This is a genomic window from Kribbella sp. NPDC050241, from assembly GCF_044459685.1.
In the GTDB taxonomy this organism is placed as follows: Bacteria; Actinomycetota; Actinomycetes; order Propionibacteriales; family Kribbellaceae; genus Kribbella.
Window position 1 is genome coordinate 14,960 of record NZ_JBITJE010000019.1, and the last position, 18,009, is coordinate 32,968.

Genomic DNA, 18,009 nt, shown 5'->3' on the forward strand with positions numbered 1-18,009 from the left:
GTGCATGGATCAGCCGGGGGCGGCCGATCGAAGATCTGGATCGCGTTGCCGGCAGGCGAGTTGGTCGCCTCGTAGACAACGACCTGCGCGCCGGTGGTTGGTGTCGGCGCCTGGGCGTTGACGATACCGGCGCTGCCGGTGGCGGCAGCCGCGACCGCAAGGATGGACTCCGCTCTGGACTTCACCGGCAAGGCGATCGGGGCTACCGGCTCGGATCGCAAGATCGGCCGGGCAGTTGCCAGCGAGTTCGCCGCCCGCGGCGTGAACGTCGTCGTCAAGCCCACGACCCCGACACCGCAGGCCTTCCACGCGAGGAAGGCCTGCGGTCACCGGGTGCGTCGGCGGTGCATTACGGATTGCGTGACAATCGGTCAGTACACCTTCGGCGGCGGATCGGCGACGCGAGTCGCGGCCTATCCAGCGAACGCAACGGAGTCGAACTGGTTGATTGCCGACTGGGTCACGTCGTGCGAGGTGGAGAAGATTCCTGCGTCCTGCTGCGCCGCGGCCGAGGTAAGGGTTACCGGTGCGCCGATCGGCACGTAGTTCTGGCCGTCGTAGGAGTAGGAGGCGCTGAACGACGTTCCGGAGCGGCTGAGCCGCACCCAAACCGGACGGTAGTTGTCGGTACTCGCGCGAGCGTCGGTGTCCAGGTAGCCGTCGCCGTTGGAGTCCCACTCGAACACGACACCGTTGCGAGCGGTGACCGCGACGACGGCATAGCCGGCCGAGGCTCCCGCCTTCGTCATGTCGTTGCGGACCATGACTCCGGACTTGGCCCAGACGTTGGCGTCGTTGACCGAAACGACCCGGGCGGAAACGCTCGACTGCGGTGCGAGCGAGCCGGCCCGGTAGATCGAACCGAACTGGTCGTCGTGCTGACCGCCGGCGCCCCAGACGTCGGCGCCGGCCGCTGCGATCCCGAAGGCTCCGCCGCTCTGGCCGAAGTACGAGCTGACAGCGGACGTCCCGGCGGTGGCCAGTCCGGGTGCGACGGCCGCGTCGACCGGGCAGCCGCTGAAACCGAACTGGTTCGCGTTGAGCGACGTCCGGTACTGCGGTGCGACGCCGGCAGCGCAGATCACGTCACGCGCGCCCGCGGGCCAGTTGGCGCCGCTGATCTTCACGTTGTTGATCAGCTGGTTGTTGTGTGCGGCGGCGTTGGGCGTGGAGGCGCCACCGGAGTTGTACCAGTTGTTCTGGATGACGTTGTCGCTGGTGTTGTTCCGCAGGCTGGAGGCGTTGGTGAACACGAACGAACCGCCCTGGACCACGTTGTTCTCGTACGTCATCGAGCGTGATCCCTCGTCGAGGTACAGGCCGACACCCGAGATGTTGAACAGGTAGTTCTTGCTGACCACCGTGCCGGGGCTCGCCGACAGGTTGTAGACCGATCCGCCGTCGGCGAAGCGCGCCTTCGTGTTGTGCACGAGGTTGCCCTCGACCTGGTTGTCCTTGAGCGTGGTCGGTGTCGTGTACAGGCTGTTCCAGTTGTAGTAGCCGCGGTCGACGTAGTCGTTCGACCCGCCGGCGTCGTTGATGCCCCAGCCGTAGCCGGTGTCGATGCCGTCGTACGGGACGTTGGAGACCTCGTTGTGGAGGATCCTGGCACCGGTGACGTAGGTGCTGAGGATGCCGCTGTTGTCCTTGTAGTCCACCCCGACCCGGTTGATCGTGTTGTTCTCGATCAGGATGTCCCGGTTGGTCATCCGCGGGTCGCTGGGGTGGTGTGCGTCGGGCAGTACGCCGCCGACCGCGACGCCGTGGCCGCTGTTCTCGGTGAACTGGTTGCCGACCACATCGATGTCGCTCGCTCCGAGCCCGAGTCCGGTCACGGTTGCGTTGGCATCGTTCCCGATCCCCAAGGCCGACTGGCCGAGGTTGGTGAACGTGTTCGCGGTGAAGGAGACACGGCTGGCGGCCGACACCTGCACCGCAGCCGGCTCCTGGAACCACGAGGTGCGTGCCCGCTCGAACATCTCGCAGCCGCGCGAGCAACTCGTGAACGCGTCGGCGGGGCGGTAGTCGTAGGCGCCCTTGATGAACAGTCCGTTCTGCTGGTCGGCGTACCCGTCGACCGACGGGCCGAGCCACGACGTCCCGGAGAACTGGATGCCCTCGAACGCGAGTCCGGTGACCGGCTTGTCGTAGGTGCCGCCAATGCTGATCAGGGACTGCAGCCGGGGGAGTTCCACGTCCAGCTGGTTCGGGTCCACGCCGGCGGCCGGCTTGTAGTAGAGCTTTCCGCCGGTCGGGTCGATGTACCACTGACCGACCTGGGTGAGGAAGCTCAGCGAGTTGTCGAGGTACCAGGACGGCCCGGCGAGGAACGACCTCTGGACCGTGTCCCAGCCCCAGGTGTTGTTGTTCCAGGCCGGCTGCGCCATCGTGATCTCGGTCGGGCTGATGCTCTGGACCGGCGAGTACCGGTTGGTGAAGTCCCCCAGTGATTCGAACTCGATCCGGCTCTGGTCGGGAAGCGTGGCGAGATAGCTGAGGGCGGGATTCTTGATGGTGATCCCCGTCGCCGTCGGGGTGACGTCCGCGTTGGCGAGGCGGATGGAGGCGCGCGGAGCGATCACGCCGTTCACGTACAGCTGACGGGTGTCCAGGCCGCTCGGGGTGTCGGCCACCCAGATCCCGGGGCCGGCGTCGGACTTGGACCAGCCGGTGACCTTGGACGCTCCCGTGATGACCGGGTGAGCGCCGGGCGCGGCGGTCCAGTGGATGGTATGGTCGCCGCCGCCGTCGTCGGCTCCGAACCGGAGCGGGGCGTCGAGGCGATAGTTGCCGTCAGCAAGTTGAATGGTGACGTCGCCGTGCTTCACGGCCGGGCGGATCACCTTCTGCGCCCGCTGCAGCGAGCACGGCTTCGCCTGGCTGCAGTGGGCGGAGTCCTTGCCGTCCGGCGCTGCGTAGTAGACCGTCGCGGGCGCGGCCTGCGCACTCACCGGGCTGAGCGCCGCGGCGATGACGGCGCCGGCGCCGAGCAGTGCGAGGACGGCCGCCCTGCGGCGTCTGGACGTGGTCATCGAGCGTCGCGATTCAGACCTCAATGTCATGTTCGATCGCTTCCTGTTCTAGGGGGCGTCGATACCCCGGAACAGAGTTAGCATACGTATGATGTTTGCGACAAGAGGTCGTACACCGTGGATGTGCTCAGCTCGTCCGGGCCGGATCTGGGGCGAGACCGCTCGAGTGCAGCTCCTCCCACAGCGATTCCGGGATCTCCTCCCGGTACCTCTTCGCCGTACTGCGCACGTGCTCCTCGGTGCGCATGCCGGTTACCACCGAGACGACCGCGGGATGACGTAGGGGGTATTGGACGGCGGCCGCGGGAAGGCTCACCCCGTGCCGTCCGCAGACCTCGGCGTCGCGGGTGGCCCGCTCGACGACGGCTCTCGGCGCCTGTCCGTAATCGAAGTGCGCGGAGCTGTCCACGGTCGCCGTGCTGAGCAGACCGGAGTTGTAGACCGCTGCGGCGACCACGCCGACGCCACGCTCGAGGGCAACAGGCAGCAGATCGTCCAGAGCTGACTGGTCGAGGACTGTGAGCCGCCCGGCGACCATGACGACATCGATGTCCGTCTGCCGGACGAACTCGGCCGGCATCGCCGACTGGTTCATGCCGGCGCCGATGGCGCCGACGACGCCCTGATCCCGTAGCTCCATCAGGGCTGCGATTCCGCTGGACGAGGCCTCCGCCCAGTGGTCGTCCGGATCATGCAGGTAGGCGATGTCGAGCCGGTCCGTGCCGAGGCGCGCGAGTGATTGCTCCACGGAACGGAGGATCCCGTCGCGACTGAAGTCCCAGACCCGCCGCTTCGTCGCAGGTACGACGAACCCGTCGTCGTCGAGCCGATCGGCCGTCTCCGGGCTCTCCATCAGCAGGCGCCCCACCTTCGACGAGACGAGGACATCGGCGTCGGTGTCGTCCAGGGCCTGTCCGAGCCGGCGTTCGGAAAGACCCAGGCCGTAGTGCGGTGCGGTGTCGAAGTAGCGGATCCCCTCTTCGAGTGCGGCCTTGACGGCGCGCGTCGATCGCTCGTCGGTCGTTTCCGTGAACAGGTTGCCGAACTGGGCGGCGCCCAGGCCCAGCTCTGTGAGGTGGTGGCCGGTGCGCAGGCTACGGGTCGGCATCGGCGGCGTCGATGCGCCGGGCAGTTGGTCGTTGTGCATGGACGCGGAGTGTATCGCGTTTCAGCATACGTATTATGTTTGCGTGGATTCTGGGTTAGGCTGCGCAAGCCCGTCGGCCGGTCCGGCCGCGGCGCCGAGCGGGAAGGAAGTGAGAGCGATGTTGGCCGTGAACTATGTGGGCGCCCGGACGATGGCGGTCGAGGAGCGCGAACCCGCCGAGCTTCGTCCGGGGGAGGTCCGGATCGCCGTGGCGTACGTCGGCATCTGTGGCACCGACCTGCACGTGTTCCACGGTGACATGGACGGCCGCGTCAGCAAGCCGGCAACCATCGGGCACGAGATGTCGGGCACGATCGTCGACCTGGGCCCCGGTATCGATGGCTGGTCGATCGGTGACGCGGTGACCGTCATGCCGCTCGTCTGGGACGGCACGTGTCCCGCCTGCCGGGCCGGGAACGAGCACATCTGCCAGCACCTGGACTTCATCGGCATCGACAGCCCTGGCGCCCTCCAGCAGTACTGGAACGTCCCGGCGTCGACGCTGGTGCGACTGCCGTCCGGGGTCTCGCTGCGAGACGCCGCGCTCGTGGAGCCGGTCGCAGTCGCGGTTCACGACGTACGCCGGTCGGAGCTCGGGGCCGGCGACAAGGCCGTCGTCATCGGAGCCGGCCCCATCGGGGTGTTGATCGCGACCGTTGCTGTCGCGTTCGGCGCCGAGGTCGTGATCGCTGAGATCGATCCGGCTCGCAGGGCTACCGCCGCTCGGCTGGGACTCGCGACGCTGGATCCCTCGTCCGTCGATCAGGCCGCCTGGGTGGAGGAGTGGACGGATGGCGCAGGCGCGGACGTCGTGTTCGAGGTCTCGGGCTCTGCCGCCGCAGTTCAGGGCGCCACTGATCTGGTCAAGGTCCGCGGGACTCTCGTTGTGGTCGCCATCCATCCGCAACCCCGCCCGCTGGACCTCCATCGGGTGTTCTGGCGGGAGCTGCGGATCCTCGGTGCGCGGGTCTACCAGCGACAGGACTTCGAACTCGCCGCCGAACTCATTGCCGAGGGCACCATACCGACGGAGCAGCTGGTGACCGGCATCGTGCCGCTGACCGAGGTCCAGTCGGCGTTCGGTGTCCTCGAAGCAGGGCAGGCGATGAAGCTGCTCGTCGAGCTGAGCGCGTCATGAGTCCGTTCGATCTGACCGGACGCCTCGCTGTGGTGACCGGCGCGAAGCGCGGGATCGGGTTCGCTGTCGCCGAGGCTCTGGCTGCCGCCGGTGCCGACATCGTCGGGGTGTCGGCCACTCTCGACCCCGCGTCGTCGGTGATCGGAGACCGCGTACGCCGGCTCGGCCGCGACTTCTCCGGGTACCGCGTGGACTTCGCACACCGCACAGCGGTGATCGAGTTCGCCGAATCGCTTGCAGCGGCCGATCGGCAGGTGGACATCCTGGTCAACAATGCCGGAACCATCCGCCGTGCCCCCGCTGCCGAGCACCCCCTCGACTGGTTCGACGAGGTGCTGGAGGTCGATCTCACCAGCACATTCGTGCTCAGCCAGATCCTGGGGCGGCGGATGCTGCAGGCAGAGTACGGCCGCATCGTCTTCACGGCCTCGCTGCTGTCGTTCCAGGGCGGCATCAACGTACCGGGCTACACGGCCGCCAAGTCCGGCGTGGCCGGGCTGGTCCGCGCGTTGTCCAACGAATGGGCGGGACGCGGCGTGACGGTGAACGGCATCGCTCCCGGTTACATCGCAACCGACAACACCCAGGCATTGCAGGATGATCCCGACCGCTCCCGGGGCATTCTCGAGCGGATACCGGCGGGGCGATGGGGTACGGCGGACGACATCGCGGGCGCTGCCGTCTTCCTGGCCTCGGATGCCGCCCGCTACGTCTCCGGGACGATCCTTCCGGTCGACGGCGGGTGGCTCGGCCGCTGACCCACTTCACCTCTGTTCAGGTGACGACCGCAATGGTAAAACGTCATACGTATGCCCTATAGTCGGGCCACGATCCACTCCGGTCGTCACCGGAGTCGACAAGACAAGGACATCTCATGGTCGGAATCCACACGGTGGCTCCTTCACGCCGTAGGTCGGCGTTGATCGTCGCCGGGGTCTGCGCCGCAACCGCACTCCTGGCCCTCGCCGGATGCGGCAGCGGTACCAGCTCGGCGAGCGGGTCGCGCGGCTTCCCCGAAGCCAAGCAGGACACCTCCTCGACGATCACGGTCTGGGTGGACGCCGACCGTCAGGCCGCTGCGAAGGCGTTCCAGAAGGCCAATCCGGACACCAAGATCCAGGTCGTCTCGTACGACGGCTCGGCGAACGGATCCAACTCGTTCCGTACGAAGATGCAGCTCTTCGACCGGGCCGGCAGCGGCTGGCCGGACGTCGTCTTCTCCAGTCAGAACAACGACGCGGCGTGGGCAAGTCAGAAGAGCGGCGGCAAGCAGGCATTCGCGGCCGTGCTGAACAAAGGTCTGGTCCCTGGTGACACGCTCGCGAAGTTCACGGAAGGATCGCTCAACCCCTGCACCGTGGACGGCCAGGTGTACTGCGTCCGCAACGATCTCGCGCAGGCTGTTCTCTGGTACAACAAGAAGCTGATGGACCAGTTCGGCTACGCCGTTCCAACCACCTGGGAGGAGTACCAGGCGCTCGGAGAGAAGGTGGCGAAGCAGCATCCCGGGTACATCATCGGAACCGCTGGTGACGCGTGGACGCCCGAGGTCTTCCTGTGGGCCAGCAAATGCCAGGCGAACGACGTCACCGGTCCCACGGCGGTCACGGTCAACACCGACACGACCGAGTGCAAGCGGGCGGCGTCGATGCTCGACACGCTCCGTGGGAACGGAACCGTTCCCGTCGTGAGTGTCTTCACCCCGGAGTTCGTGAAGAAGTACTCGGGCAAGGTGCTGATGATGCCCGGGCCGGCCTGGTACGCCGGGGCGATCTTCAACAACCCGCAGTCCCTGAATGTGCCCGCCGGGCAACTCGGCATCGCCGCGCCGCTGCCGTGGAAGGGCGAGGACAAGCCCGTCACCGGCAACGTCGGCGGCGGGACGTGGTTCATCTCCAGTCATTCCAAGAACCTCGCGGCTGCCGAGAAGTTCGTCCAGTTCGTCACCACTGCCGACGACTACCAGGTGAATGTCGCACCGGGTTATCCCGCCTATGCGCCGGCCGCCGAGAAGTGGGTGGCGAAGCAGGAGTCCAGCAAGTACTTCGCGACCTCGATGCAGCCGGTGGTCACCGCCGCCTCGCAGGTGTGGGACGGCTGGGGTTACGGCATCTTCAGCCAGGAAGCGATCTGGGCGAAGACGATCACCACGGCAGTCACCGGTGGCAAGTCGATCGTCGAACTGCTGCCGACGTGGCAGCAGGCAATCGCGAACCAGGCCAAGGTCAACGGATATTCGGTGAACTGAAATGACCATCGCTCCACCGAGCGACCAGCTGACCGCCGGCGCCTCCGAGCGCCGGCGACCAGCCCGGCCGGACGGCCGTGCACCCGGTCGCACGCCGATCGGCTACGCCTTCGTGTCGCTCTACGCACTGCTTGCGCTGGCCTTCGGGGTCGTTCCTTCGCTGTACGCGGTCGTGCTGGCGTTCACGAATGCTGACGGCGGATTCGCCGGCCTCGGCAACTTCACGAAGGTCGTCGGCGACTTCCGGTTCTGGCCGGCCGTGCTCCATGTGACGACCTATCTCCTCATCTGGCTCGTGGGGCTCGTCGTGTTCGTTGTGGGTCTGGCGTTGCTCGTCCACGCCGTGCGTCTCCGCTGGGCGAGCACGGGGCTGCGCTTCATCTTCTACCTCCCCGGCGCTCTCGCCGGCGCATCCAGTGTCCTGCTCTGGCTGTTCGTGCTCGACCCGACAGCCAGCCCGGTCAGCGGCCTGCTCCGAGCGCTTGGGTTCGACAGTTTCGTCGCGGTCATCCAGCCCGGGAACCTGCCGGCGATCTTCGCGATCATCGCGTTCTGGACCGGAGCCGGCGGGTGGATCGTGATCATGTACGGCGCGCTGAACAACATCAGCGCCGAGGTGATCGAGGCGGCCCAGGTCGACGGCGCGAGCGCAGTACAGATCGCGCTCCGGATCCAGCTGCCGATGCTCCGCAAGTGGATCGCCTACATGGGCGTCATGTCGCTGGCGGCCGGCACGCAACTGTTCGTCGAACCGCAACTGCTCAGCCAGGCCAGCAACGCGGTGGTCCCCAACGACTACTCGCTGAATCAGCTCGCCTATCAGTACGCGTTCCAGCAGAACGATTTCAACGGCGCAGCCGCCATCTCCCTCATCCTGCTGGTCGTCGCGCTCCTGCTGTCCTGGGTGTTCGTGACCCGCGGCGGCCTCTTCGATAAGGAATGAGTATGCCGGCACTCTCCACCGAACGCCGCCGCGCGAATCTCCGAGGATGGAGCGGACGAACCATCGCGGGTGTCGTGATGACCCTCTTCGTCCTGTTCTTCGCCATTCCGATCGTCTGGCTGCTCCTCTCGGTCACCAAGTCCGCCAAGGCGCTGACTGTCTCGAACCCGTTCTCCGTGGGGTCATGGCACGACCTCGTCGCCAACTGGCATCAGTTGTTCGGCTTCCAGGACGGCGCGGTCACGACCTGGATCGCCAACTCCGCTGTCTATGCGGTCGGCGCCCTGGTGATCACCCTCCTCGTGAGCATCCCCGCCGGATACGCGCTCGCGCTCACCGAGTTCAAACTGCGCAGGGCACTCCTGGTGCTGACCCTGGTCGTCATGCTCATCCCCAGCACCGCACTGGTGCTGCCGATCTTCCTGGAGCTGAACGGCATCGGCTTGATCGGGAGCCCGCTGTCGGTGATCCTGCCGATGTCCTTCTTTCCCTTCGGCGTATATCTCACCTACATCTACTTCTCGACGAGCATCCCGCGTGACCTGCTCGCGGCGGCCCGCATCGACGGCTGCACCGAGGTCCAGGTCTTCACCCGGATCGCCCTTCCGCTGGGCGCGCCGATCGTCGCCCTGGTCGCGTTCTTCAGCTTCGTGCAGAACTGGAACAACTTCTTCCTCCCGTTCGTGATGCTGCCCTCCAGTGACGGCTACCCCGTCCAGGTCGGCCTCACCTCGCTGTTGGCCGCGACCCCCGCGTTCAATCCCAGCTCGGCAGGATCAGACTCCATCCAGCTGCCCACCCTGGCGTTGGCGACGATCGTGTCGATCCTGCCGGTGTTGGTCGTCTTCCTCTTCTCCCAACGGTTCCTCGTCGCCGGAATGACAGCGGGAGGAACCAAGGAATGACCGCCCCGGCTCTCAAGGAGAACTACCTATGAAGATCACTGGATATCGCAGTCTGAGCACTGTTCACGACTGGGGGAGAGTCACCGGCGACGTCAACGGCGTACAGAGCGGCGACACGACGCCGGTCCCCGTCCTCATCATCGAGACCGACGCCGGCATCGAAGGAGTCGGCGTCGGCCCGCACGCCGACATCGAGCGTGTCTTCCCCGCCGTCGACGGCGAGGACCCGCGATCGGTCGTGGCCCTGTACGACCGGATGCTCGACTGGGTGTTCAAGACCGGTCATGCCGGGCCTGTGTTCGGCACCATCGGGGCCATCGACATGGCGCTGTGGGATCTCAAGGCCAAGGCGGCCGACGAGCCGCTCTGGCGGACTCTCGGTGCGCGTGAACGCTTCGTCCCCGGCTACGCGTCCGGCCTCGAGTACGGCCTGACCAACGAGGAGATCGCCGAACTCTACGGCCGGTTCGCGGATCGTGGGTTCAAGGCGGGCAAGGTCAAGGGCGGCCGCGACCTGGATCGTGACCTGCCTCGGCTGGAGATCGTCCGTGACGTGCTGAGCTGTAATTCCCGCCGGCCCGCGCTCATGTTCGATGCCAACGAGTCCTGGAACCAGGCACAGGCCGCCCGGTATGTGGCCGCTATCGAGGAGCGGCTCGACCTCACCTGGGTGGAGGAGCCGCTCCGCCGCTGGGATGCGGCCGGACTGGCCGCGTTGCGCGGAAAGGTGCGTGCCGCGATCGCCAGCGGCGAGAACCTGACCGGGCTCGAGCAGTATCGCCCGCTGCTCGACGCCAAGGCCGTCGACGTCGTCCAGGTGGGCAACGTGTGGGGGATCACCCACTTCCTCCGGGTGGCGATGCTGGCGCATGGACACGACCTGCCGGTGAGCCCCGTCGCGTACAACGCGAACCCGATCGCGCACGCGGCCGCCGCCGTACCGAACCTGCTGACCTACGAGGTCCAGGATCTCCATTTCCCTGTCGGTCTGGACGTCGACCAGGAGTTCGACGACGGCGGGATCATCCTGGGCGACCGCCCGGGCATCGGCATCCTGGTGGACGAATCCCAGTTGTCACCGGGCAACTCCGCGGCGACCGCTCCCGCATCGACAGGACCGCACATCCGCCCTGGGCGCGCCGCTCTGCGGCTGGTGGCCGAGCCGGACGTGATCGACGTGCCTGCTGTGCCGCTGAGGCCGGTCTCGTGACGCGCGAGCCGGAGCGCCGGGCCTTCGTAGTCGGTGTGCATCCCGAGAAGCGCGAGGAGTACCTGGCGCTGCACCGCGCCGTCTGGCCGGGCGTTGAGCAGAAGCTCGTCGAGTGCAATGTTCGCAATTACAGCATCTTCGTTTTCGGCGACATCTTGTTCGCGTACTACGAGTACGTCGGCGACGATCACGACACTGACATGCAACGGATCGCGGACGACCCGATCTCGCAGGAGTGGTGGACGCACACCGATCCGTGCCAGGTAAGGATTGCCGAGGAACGGAACCCCGGCGCGTTGTGGCAACCCGTGGACGAAGTGTGGCACCTCGGATGACCGTAGGCATCGACGCCCATGTGCACCTGTGGGATCGAGCTCTGGACCCGCAGGACTGGATCGATCCACAGACCATGGGCCCGATTGCCCGCGACTTCGGCTCATCGGACCTGGAAGCGATGCTCGCCTCGACCGGACTCGAGCGTGCGGTCGTCGTCCAGTCGAGCAACAGCTTGACGGAGAGCATCCGGCTCGCTCAGTTGGATCCGGCGGTGGTCGCGGGCGTGGTCGGGTGGGTCGACCTCACCGCGGAAGTCGGTCCCCAGCTCGAGCGGATCCGCGACAACGCGACCGTTCCCGTAGTCGGTGTGAGGCATCTGGTACACATCGATCCCGATCCCGAGTGGATGTTGCGGGCGGACGTCGACCTCGGCCTCGCCGCACTCGATCGAGAGGGCCTGTGCTTCGACCTCGTCGTCCGCGAGTGGCAGCTCCCTCAGGCGGCGCTCGTGAGTGGTCGTCACGAGAGGCTGCGCTGCGTGCTCGACCACCTGGGCGGTCCGCCGGGCCTCGCGGAGGACACGACCGACTGGGCAGCTGGGCTGCGCGAACTGGCTCGCCGTCCGAACGTCGCCGCGAAGGTGTCGGGCCTCGTTTCCGGCTTGGCACCGGGATCCTGGCGTGCGGAGGATCTGGCCGACCGCGTGTCGATCGCCCTCGAGGCGTTCGGACCCGATCGTCTCCTGTACGGCTCGGACTGGCCGCTGGCCGAACTCGGCGGAGGGGCGGCGGTCTGGAAGTCTGCCGTGGACAGCCTGTTGACGGACCTGTCCGAGGCTGAGCGTCGGCGGGTGCTCGGTGGCAGCGCCGCCGAGGTCTACGACCTCTTCTGACTCCGCTTGCGGCCGCGCGGCCGGGGAGCGTGGTCGGACAGCCGTCGGCGCTCCCACGACCCGTGGATGTGAGTATGCATCGCCTTCTGGGCGGCGGCCACGTCGTTTCGCGCGATGGCCTTGACGATCGCCTCGTGCTCCTTCAGGGTGACGGCCACCGCGTCGGGCGGGTTGATGCCCTGGTATCGGCTGGACTCCACGGCTCGTTTGTAAATGTGCTTGGCGATGTTCTCCGCCAGGCGGTTGCCAGAGATCTCCATGACCGCGTAATGGAAGATCACATCCGCCTGCCGGAACGAGTCCGTCTCCGACTCGCTCTCCCGCATGGCCGTCAACGCGTTCTCCAGGCGTCTCAGCTCGTCGGCGTTGTGGGACCCGGCCACCGCTCCTGCCATCGCCGACTCGAGGCTTGCGCGCACGACCGTCAGCTCGTCGAGGACGCCGAGACTCTCGTCGTTGTCGATCAGGGCCGAAAGCACGACCGGATCGAGCATGTTCCAGTACCCCGGCGCGCGCACCTGCGTACCCCGACCTTGCGAGACGGTCACCAGGCCCTTCTCCTCGAGCCGCTTCACCGACTCACGCAACACCGTCCGGCTCACCCCGAAATGTTCGCTCAGTGGGGCTTCCGGAGGCAGCAGATCGCCCTCCTTCAGCCGTCCCGTCACAATCAGATCCACGAGCTCGGCAACGACCGAAACCCCGAGCCGGCCCACAGGCAGACGTCGCGGGAGGAACTTCATCGCGGGAACCGGCTCCTTCACCATACGTATGATCTTACCGAGGCCCCGCTCGCGCGGCCGGTTGCCGGCCGGCCGCGCGTACGGAGGGGCGGGATTCGTTCCGCTCGGGTCAGGCTCGGGTAAAGGAACGGATCTCGACGCTGTACGGCGCTGCGGACAGGACGTTGGCGCGGGTGTCGAAGGCGAGCTCCGCGACCGTTACCTGCGGTGGCTGGCCGACCCTGTTGGTTGCGTCGAGGGTGGTGCCGGTGAGCCGCCACAGCTTGCCGTTCGGGCGGGCGTTGAAGCCGTTGAACGAGAGGTCGATGTCCTGGGCATCGGCGGTCGCGTTGACGGTTGCCACGGTCAACGTGCGGCCGTCGGCCGAGAGCGTCGCCATCATGTCGACCGGGTAGGTCGGACTTCCGGCATTGACGGTCGGCTGGTCGCCGCCCGGCGGGAAGTTGGGCGCGGGCTGCGGCGAGCTACCGGTGATGTCGACCGGCGTGACGCCGAACCTCTCCCGGTAGAGCTTGAACAGCACACCCGCAGCGCTGTAGGTCGAGTCGGTCTTGTTGTACGACAGCCATGACACCCCCATCGTGTACGCCGCCATCGTGATGAAGTCGCTCGCCCGGAACATCTCGTGCAGCATCATCGCCAGGCCGAACAGCTGCTTCATCCCGGAGGCCTTCTGGAACCCCCACTCGTCGATGCTGACCTTGATCTGGTTCTGCTCGAGCTCCGGGAAGTCGGGCTTGTAGAGCTCCCAGTTCTCGCGCACGGACTTGATGTAGTTGGCACCCCGGCGGCACGAGTCCACCATGGACTCCGCCGGGCTCACATCGACGTACTTGCCCTGGTCGAGGTCGAAACGCTGGGTGGTCCCGTAGCAGTGCTCGGAGATGACGTCGAACTTGCCCGAGCTGCTCGTCAGCAGCCGGTGGTTCCAGTCGGTCAGGGAGCCGTACTCGACCTTCACCGGCGTGGGTTGCACGATCTGCCGGCTGCTCGGGTCGATGTAGAAGGGCAGCCGGTGGACCGTCATGCTGGCCGGGAAGCCGCCGACCGCGACGATGGCGATCGAGGGGTCGACCTTCCGCATCGCGTCGGCGAACAGGTTGTGCTTGATCATGTAGTGGGCCGGTGTCATGTAGCCGAGCTGCCAGAAGCCGAACATCTCGTTGCCGACGGCCCAGTACTTGACCCCGTACGGCTTGTGGTGACCGTTCGCGGACCGCAGTGCACCCATCGGGGTGTCCGGGGCACCGTTGACGTACTCGACCATCAGCGCGGCCTCGCGCGCGGACCCGAAGCCGGTGTTCACGCAGGGGTACGGCTCGGTGTCGAGCAGGTCGCACATCGCCAGGAACTCGTCGGTGCCCACGTCGTTGGATTGCGCCTGGTTGCGGTCGGGGTCGAACGTCGTCGGTCGCAGGTCGGGGTCACCGATCGCGTTCTGCCAGTCGTGGCCCGAGACGAAGTTTCCACCAGGGAACCGCCAGAAGCCGCCGAGACCGCGGAGCAGGTCGATGGTGTCCTTCCGGAAGCCTTTGACGTTGTCGCCGGGCATCAGCGACACGGCGCCGACGCGGAACGTGCCAGTACCGGTGCCGGAGATCTCCAGGCTGCCGGTCGTCGTCGCGGCGCGGCAGACGAACCGCAGCGGAACCGTTGCCCAGCCCTTCTTGACCGTGACAGCCACGCTCTGGCTCTGTCCTGGTCCGTCGCCCCACGACAGCGTGGCGACGACGTGCGTGCCCGGGTCGCCTGCAATCACCACCCGGCCGACGTAGGCCTTGGCAGCGAGGCCCAGTCCGGTCTGCTTGATGCCCCGGGTCTCGGACCGGCTCAGCGCGACCTTCGGCGACTGCTCGCCGACGTACGGATCCTTCGTGTCCATGGTGACATCGGCGGCCGGGCCAACCGGCCGCCATTTCCTGGTGTTGGGACTCTGCGTGTCGACCGCGAGGTAGAACTTCCGGTCGGCCAGCACCTCCGACCAGAGACTGTCGTAGACGAGCGTGCCGATGTGCTCGATGAAGGCGCCGTAGACGTACGGGAGGATCGGGGCGGACTTCTTCGTGGCGTCGATGCCTGCGCTGATGGCCGGATCGGCCGCGTACGCGGTGGTGCCGGCGGTGGCCGACAGCCCGGTCAGCAGACCGGCTGCCATGGAGGCCTGGATCACGGTACGGCGAGAGATCCCGCTGCTTTCGGTAGACGTGCTGTCCATCTGGTCCTCAACCTTCCCTCAAAGCTGGTATGGACGGGTCAATCTGTGCTGCTCGGACCACGTGACTGCTCATTGGAGCCGTACCGCGGTGGCGAGCCGATCGCGGGTCAGGCAGCGATCGAGCCGAAACGAGTCGGCGAGCTCTTGGACCTGCTCGATTCCGAGGCCGGCGAACGAGCGGGCGAACTCGTCGACCAGCGGTTCGGCGAGCAGGATGTGCCGGACCAGCGTGGCGATCCACTGGCGCCGGCCGAACGGAACCGGATCGAAGTCCGGGAACTCCTCGTCGAAGGTCTGCTCGATCGGGTCGAGCAGGTGCCGGACATCGGTGTCCACGGATCCCCAGGCGTCGACGCCGAGTCGTGCCTTCTTGGCCAGCAGCGGCGCGATCTGCCGCAGATACGGCGATTCAGGCGCGGCGTACACGAGTCCCTGGAGCCCGATGTCCTTGTACGTCCACAGACTCCAGCCGGCGCCGTACCGATCGTAGACAGCCAGTTGGTCATGAAGCAGGCGGTACCGGGACTCGTCCCGCCCCTGGTTACCCGAGTAGACCGGGCCGAACTCTCCGACCCAGATCGGTGTTCCGGTCTCACGCATGTACTGCGTGCGCTCCAGGAACTTCGCCTCGACCGTGTCCTGGTCGACGTAGCGGCCGCGCGAGATCCCCGGGTAGTCGCCGGCGTCGGCGAAGCCGGCCAGGGCATAGTCGTGCACGCTGTACACGGTGTTCGGCCATGGCTCACCGAACAGACCGAACTCGGTCGCATGGCGGTTTCCGTCCAGGAACAGCACCGTCTCCGGGTCGATCGCGCGAATCGCCGTACGGAGTCGCGTGTAGAACGCGCCGACGACCTCGCCGCTCGGGTCGGCCGGTTCGTTGAGCAGGTTGTAACCGGCGACCCAGGGGCTGTCGCGGTACCTGTCCGCCAACGCTTCCCACAAGTGCACCACTCGGTCCTGGAAGTCGCGGTGACGCCAGAACAACGAGGTATGGGTCGGGTTGTCGCTGTGCCAGCGCTGGTTCTGGAAGCCAGGTGCGGCGTGCAGGTCGATGACGACGTACAGCCCGTGCCGCGTGCAGATGTCGACGGCACGGTCGAGCAGCCGGAATCCTTCGTCCTTGAGGTGCCTGGGCCGATCGTCGTCCTCGAAGTGCCGGTAGTTGATTGCCACGCGCACACAGTTGAGGCCCAGTGACGCCAGGTACGCCGCATCGGCGTCGGCGAAGAAGGTCTCGTAGAAGCGGTCGAAGAAGGCGTCGTACACCTTCTCGCCCAGCACCTCGCGCAGGGCCCGTCGCTGCAGTTCTTCGGTCGCGGGGTACCCGGTGATGAAGTTCTCCATACTGAGCCATCCGCCCAGACCCACGCCGCGAAGCCGAACTGCTTCCCCCGCCCGTGTCACCAACTCGCTGCCGGCCACCGTCAGTGCGACCTCGTCGCCGGGGCTCATCGGCTGAACCCTGCGGTCAGGCCGGTGACGAGGTAGCGCCGGCCGAGCACGTACAGGACGACCATCGGCAAGGTCGAGAGCACCACGGCGGCGAGCACGCCCGGAATCTGCACTGTGAACTCGCCCTGGAAGGCCCACAGCGACAAGGGGAGTACGCGTCGGGACTCGCTCTGCGTCAGGATCAGCGGGAAGAGGAAGCCGTTCCAGGCAGTCAATCCGTCGTAGATGGCCACCGTGACCAGGGCCGGCCGGACCAGCGGCAGCGCGAGGCGAATGAGCGTCTGCCATTCGGAGGCGCCGTCCATCCGCATCGACTCGAACAGTTCTTGCGGTACGTCGCGGAGAAAGTTGACCAGGATCAGAACGGTGACCGGGATCGCGAACGCGACCGACGGCAGGATCAGCCCGAGCAGGCTGTCGTAGAGCCGCAGGCGGGTGATCAGGTAGTACAGCGGGATGATCGTCGCGTGCAGCGGGATGGCCAGCCCGAGCAGGAAGACCGAGAACACGAACCGGACCGTCCGGCCGGCGCCCCGGACCACGGTGTACGCCGCCAGCAGCGATACCGCCAGCGTTACCGCGACCGCGGCCGCGGTGACGATCACGCTGTTCGCGACGTACCGGACGAAGTCGTGCTGGATCACCGCCGCGTAGTTGTCGAGAGTCGGGTCGGACGGCAGGGCCAGTGGATTGCCAGCGAAGAATCCGGCTTGCCTGCGGAAGCTCGTCACGACGATGAAGTAGATCGGGACGATGACGATCGCCAGCCAGACAAGTCCTCCGATCGCTCCCGGTACGTTGCCGCGATAGCGGCGTACTGCGGCCGGGCGGCCGGAATCGACGGGCAGGTCGACGGGCGTCGATGGTTGCGTCTCCAGGTCGAGCATCACAATCCCTCCTGCTGGCTCTGCATCCGGTTGAACCCGGACAAGCGCGTGAAACCGACGGCCAGCAGCAGCCCGGCGACCACGAGGATCGCGGCGAGCACGCTCGCTCCGCCCATGTCGTTGGCCGAGAAGCCGGTCAGATACATGTCCAGCGGCAACAGCCGGGTGCTGTAGCCCGGACCGCCTCCGGTGAGGACGAACACCACGTCGAAGTAGGTCAGCGAACCGACCACCATGAGCGTCGACGACGTCACCAGCGTGTACTTCAGTTGCGGCAACGTGATCCACCGGAACTGCTGCACAGGACCCGCGCCGTCGATCATCGACGCCTCGTAGAGTGACGCCGGGATCTGCCGGACACCGGCTTGGTACAGCAGCGTGTGGAACGGGATGAACTGCCAGGCGATCACGAAGACGACCGCAGCCAGGACCAGCTGCGGATCACCGAGCCAGTCCCGGGACAGGAAGCGCCAGCTGACCGCGCGGCTGATACCGAAGTTCGGGTCGAGGATCGCCTTGAAGGCGATCGCCACTGCTGCCGACGAGAACAGCAACGGTACGAAGTACAGCACTGCCAGGACGTTGCGATAGCGCTGCCGGCCCGCTGTGAAGATGCCGAGAAGCAGGCTCAGCGGAGTCTGGACGAGCCAGGACAGCACGATGATCTTCACGCTGAGCAGGGCCGCGTGGCCGGTGACCGGATCAGCGAGCACCCGGGTCCAGTTCCGCAGACCGGTCCAGTGCGGAGCGCTGAGACCGTCCCATGCCATCTGGCTCAGCACCGCGACACCGGCCAGGGGGACCAGGGCGAAGACCACGAAGAACGCGAGCGCAGGAAGGGTCCACCATGCACTCGGGCCGGCGCGGTAGCCCCGCGCCGCCCCGGTGCCGGTCCGGGGAGAGGTGTTGTTCACCCTG

Annotated in this window: 15 protein-coding genes; 8 read left to right on the forward strand and 7 right to left on the reverse strand. The window is 66.7% G+C overall.

Translation table 11 applies throughout. From position 1 onward, the window contains the following. Positions 1 to 413 precede the first annotated feature (413 nt). Both ACIBG5_RS41940 and ACIBG5_RS41945 read right to left on the reverse strand, forming a co-directional pair. Positions 414 to 3,032, reverse strand: a complete 2,619-nt coding sequence (locus ACIBG5_RS41940; RefSeq protein WP_396397682.1) for a hypothetical protein — start codon at positions 3,030 to 3,032, stop codon at positions 414 to 416. A 127-nt stretch (positions 3,033 to 3,159) separates the two neighbouring features. Then, positions 3,160 to 4,179, reverse strand: coding sequence for an aldo/keto reductase (locus ACIBG5_RS41945; RefSeq protein WP_396397683.1), 1,020 nt, complete (start codon positions 4,177 to 4,179; stop codon positions 3,160 to 3,162). 118 nt (positions 4,180 to 4,297) lie between these two features. Between ACIBG5_RS41945 and ACIBG5_RS41950 the strand changes: the two genes are divergently transcribed. The 8 genes from ACIBG5_RS41950 to ACIBG5_RS41985 all read left to right on the forward strand — a co-directional run bounded on the left by ACIBG5_RS41950 (position 4,298) and on the right by ACIBG5_RS41985 (position 11,791). Beyond that, positions 4,298 to 5,317, forward strand: coding sequence for a zinc-binding dehydrogenase (locus tag ACIBG5_RS41950; RefSeq protein WP_396397684.1), 1,020 nt, complete (start codon positions 4,298 to 4,300; stop codon positions 5,315 to 5,317). Continuing rightward, a complete protein-coding gene (locus ACIBG5_RS41955; RefSeq protein ID WP_396397685.1) occupies positions 5,314 to 6,075 on the forward strand; it encodes an SDR family oxidoreductase in 762 nt (253 codons plus the stop codon). Before ACIBG5_RS41950 ends, ACIBG5_RS41955 begins: the two co-directional genes overlap by 4 nt. Before the next feature lie 116 nt (positions 6,076 to 6,191). Beyond that, positions 6,192 to 7,565 (forward strand): ABC transporter substrate-binding protein, encoded by a 1,374-nt coding sequence (locus tag ACIBG5_RS41960; protein WP_396397686.1) that lies wholly within the window; start codon positions 6,192 to 6,194, stop codon positions 7,563 to 7,565. A gap of 1 nt (position 7,566) precedes the next feature. Beyond that, entirely contained in the window at positions 7,567 to 8,508 is a 942-nt protein-coding gene (locus ACIBG5_RS41965) for a carbohydrate ABC transporter permease (protein ID WP_396397687.1), read from the forward strand. Between the two features lie 2 nt (positions 8,509 to 8,510). Continuing rightward, positions 8,511 to 9,413: a carbohydrate ABC transporter permease gene (locus ACIBG5_RS41970; RefSeq protein WP_396397688.1), complete on the forward strand. Its 903-nt coding sequence runs from the start codon at positions 8,511 to 8,513 to the stop codon at positions 9,411 to 9,413. A 28-nt stretch (positions 9,414 to 9,441) separates the two neighbouring features. Beyond that, a complete protein-coding gene (locus ACIBG5_RS41975; RefSeq protein ID WP_396397689.1) occupies positions 9,442 to 10,623 on the forward strand; it encodes a mandelate racemase/muconate lactonizing enzyme family protein in 1,182 nt (393 codons plus the stop codon). Next, the gene (locus ACIBG5_RS41980; RefSeq protein ID WP_396397690.1) at positions 10,620 to 10,958 is read left to right on the forward strand and encodes an L-rhamnose mutarotase; all 339 of its coding nucleotides are present in this window, start codon (positions 10,620 to 10,622) and stop codon (positions 10,956 to 10,958) included. The genes ACIBG5_RS41975 and ACIBG5_RS41980 overlap by 4 nt, the downstream gene beginning before the upstream one ends. After that, positions 10,955 to 11,791: an amidohydrolase family protein gene (locus tag ACIBG5_RS41985; RefSeq protein WP_396397691.1), complete on the forward strand. Its 837-nt coding sequence runs from the start codon at positions 10,955 to 10,957 to the stop codon at positions 11,789 to 11,791. The genes ACIBG5_RS41980 and ACIBG5_RS41985 overlap by 4 nt, the downstream gene beginning before the upstream one ends. Here the strand turns inward: ACIBG5_RS41985 and ACIBG5_RS41990 are convergent. From ACIBG5_RS41990 to ACIBG5_RS42010, 5 genes are all read right to left on the reverse strand, one after another. Then, complete coding sequence (locus tag ACIBG5_RS41990; protein ID WP_396397692.1) at positions 11,776 to 12,558, reverse strand: FadR/GntR family transcriptional regulator; 783 nt, start codon at positions 12,556 to 12,558, stop codon at positions 11,776 to 11,778. The two genes, ACIBG5_RS41985 and ACIBG5_RS41990, sit on opposite strands and share 16 nt — an antisense overlap. Positions 12,559 to 12,643: 85 nt before the next feature. Further along, on the reverse strand, positions 12,644 to 14,749 hold the full coding sequence (locus ACIBG5_RS41995; RefSeq protein WP_396397693.1) for a hypothetical protein: 2,106 nt from the start codon (positions 14,747 to 14,749) through the stop codon (positions 12,644 to 12,646). A 69-nt stretch (positions 14,750 to 14,818) separates the two neighbouring features. Next, complete coding sequence (locus ACIBG5_RS42000) at positions 14,819 to 16,204, reverse strand: cellulase family glycosylhydrolase (RefSeq protein WP_396397694.1); 1,386 nt, start codon at positions 16,202 to 16,204, stop codon at positions 14,819 to 14,821. Further along, entirely contained in the window at positions 16,201 to 17,091 is an 891-nt protein-coding gene (locus ACIBG5_RS42005) for a carbohydrate ABC transporter permease (protein WP_396397695.1), read from the reverse strand. The genes ACIBG5_RS42000 and ACIBG5_RS42005 overlap by 4 nt, the downstream gene beginning before the upstream one ends. Continuing rightward, complete coding sequence (locus ACIBG5_RS42010) at positions 17,091 to 18,005, reverse strand: carbohydrate ABC transporter permease (protein ID WP_396397696.1); 915 nt, start codon at positions 18,003 to 18,005, stop codon at positions 17,091 to 17,093. The genes ACIBG5_RS42005 and ACIBG5_RS42010 overlap by 1 nt, the downstream gene beginning before the upstream one ends. Positions 18,006 to 18,009 lie beyond the last annotated feature (4 nt).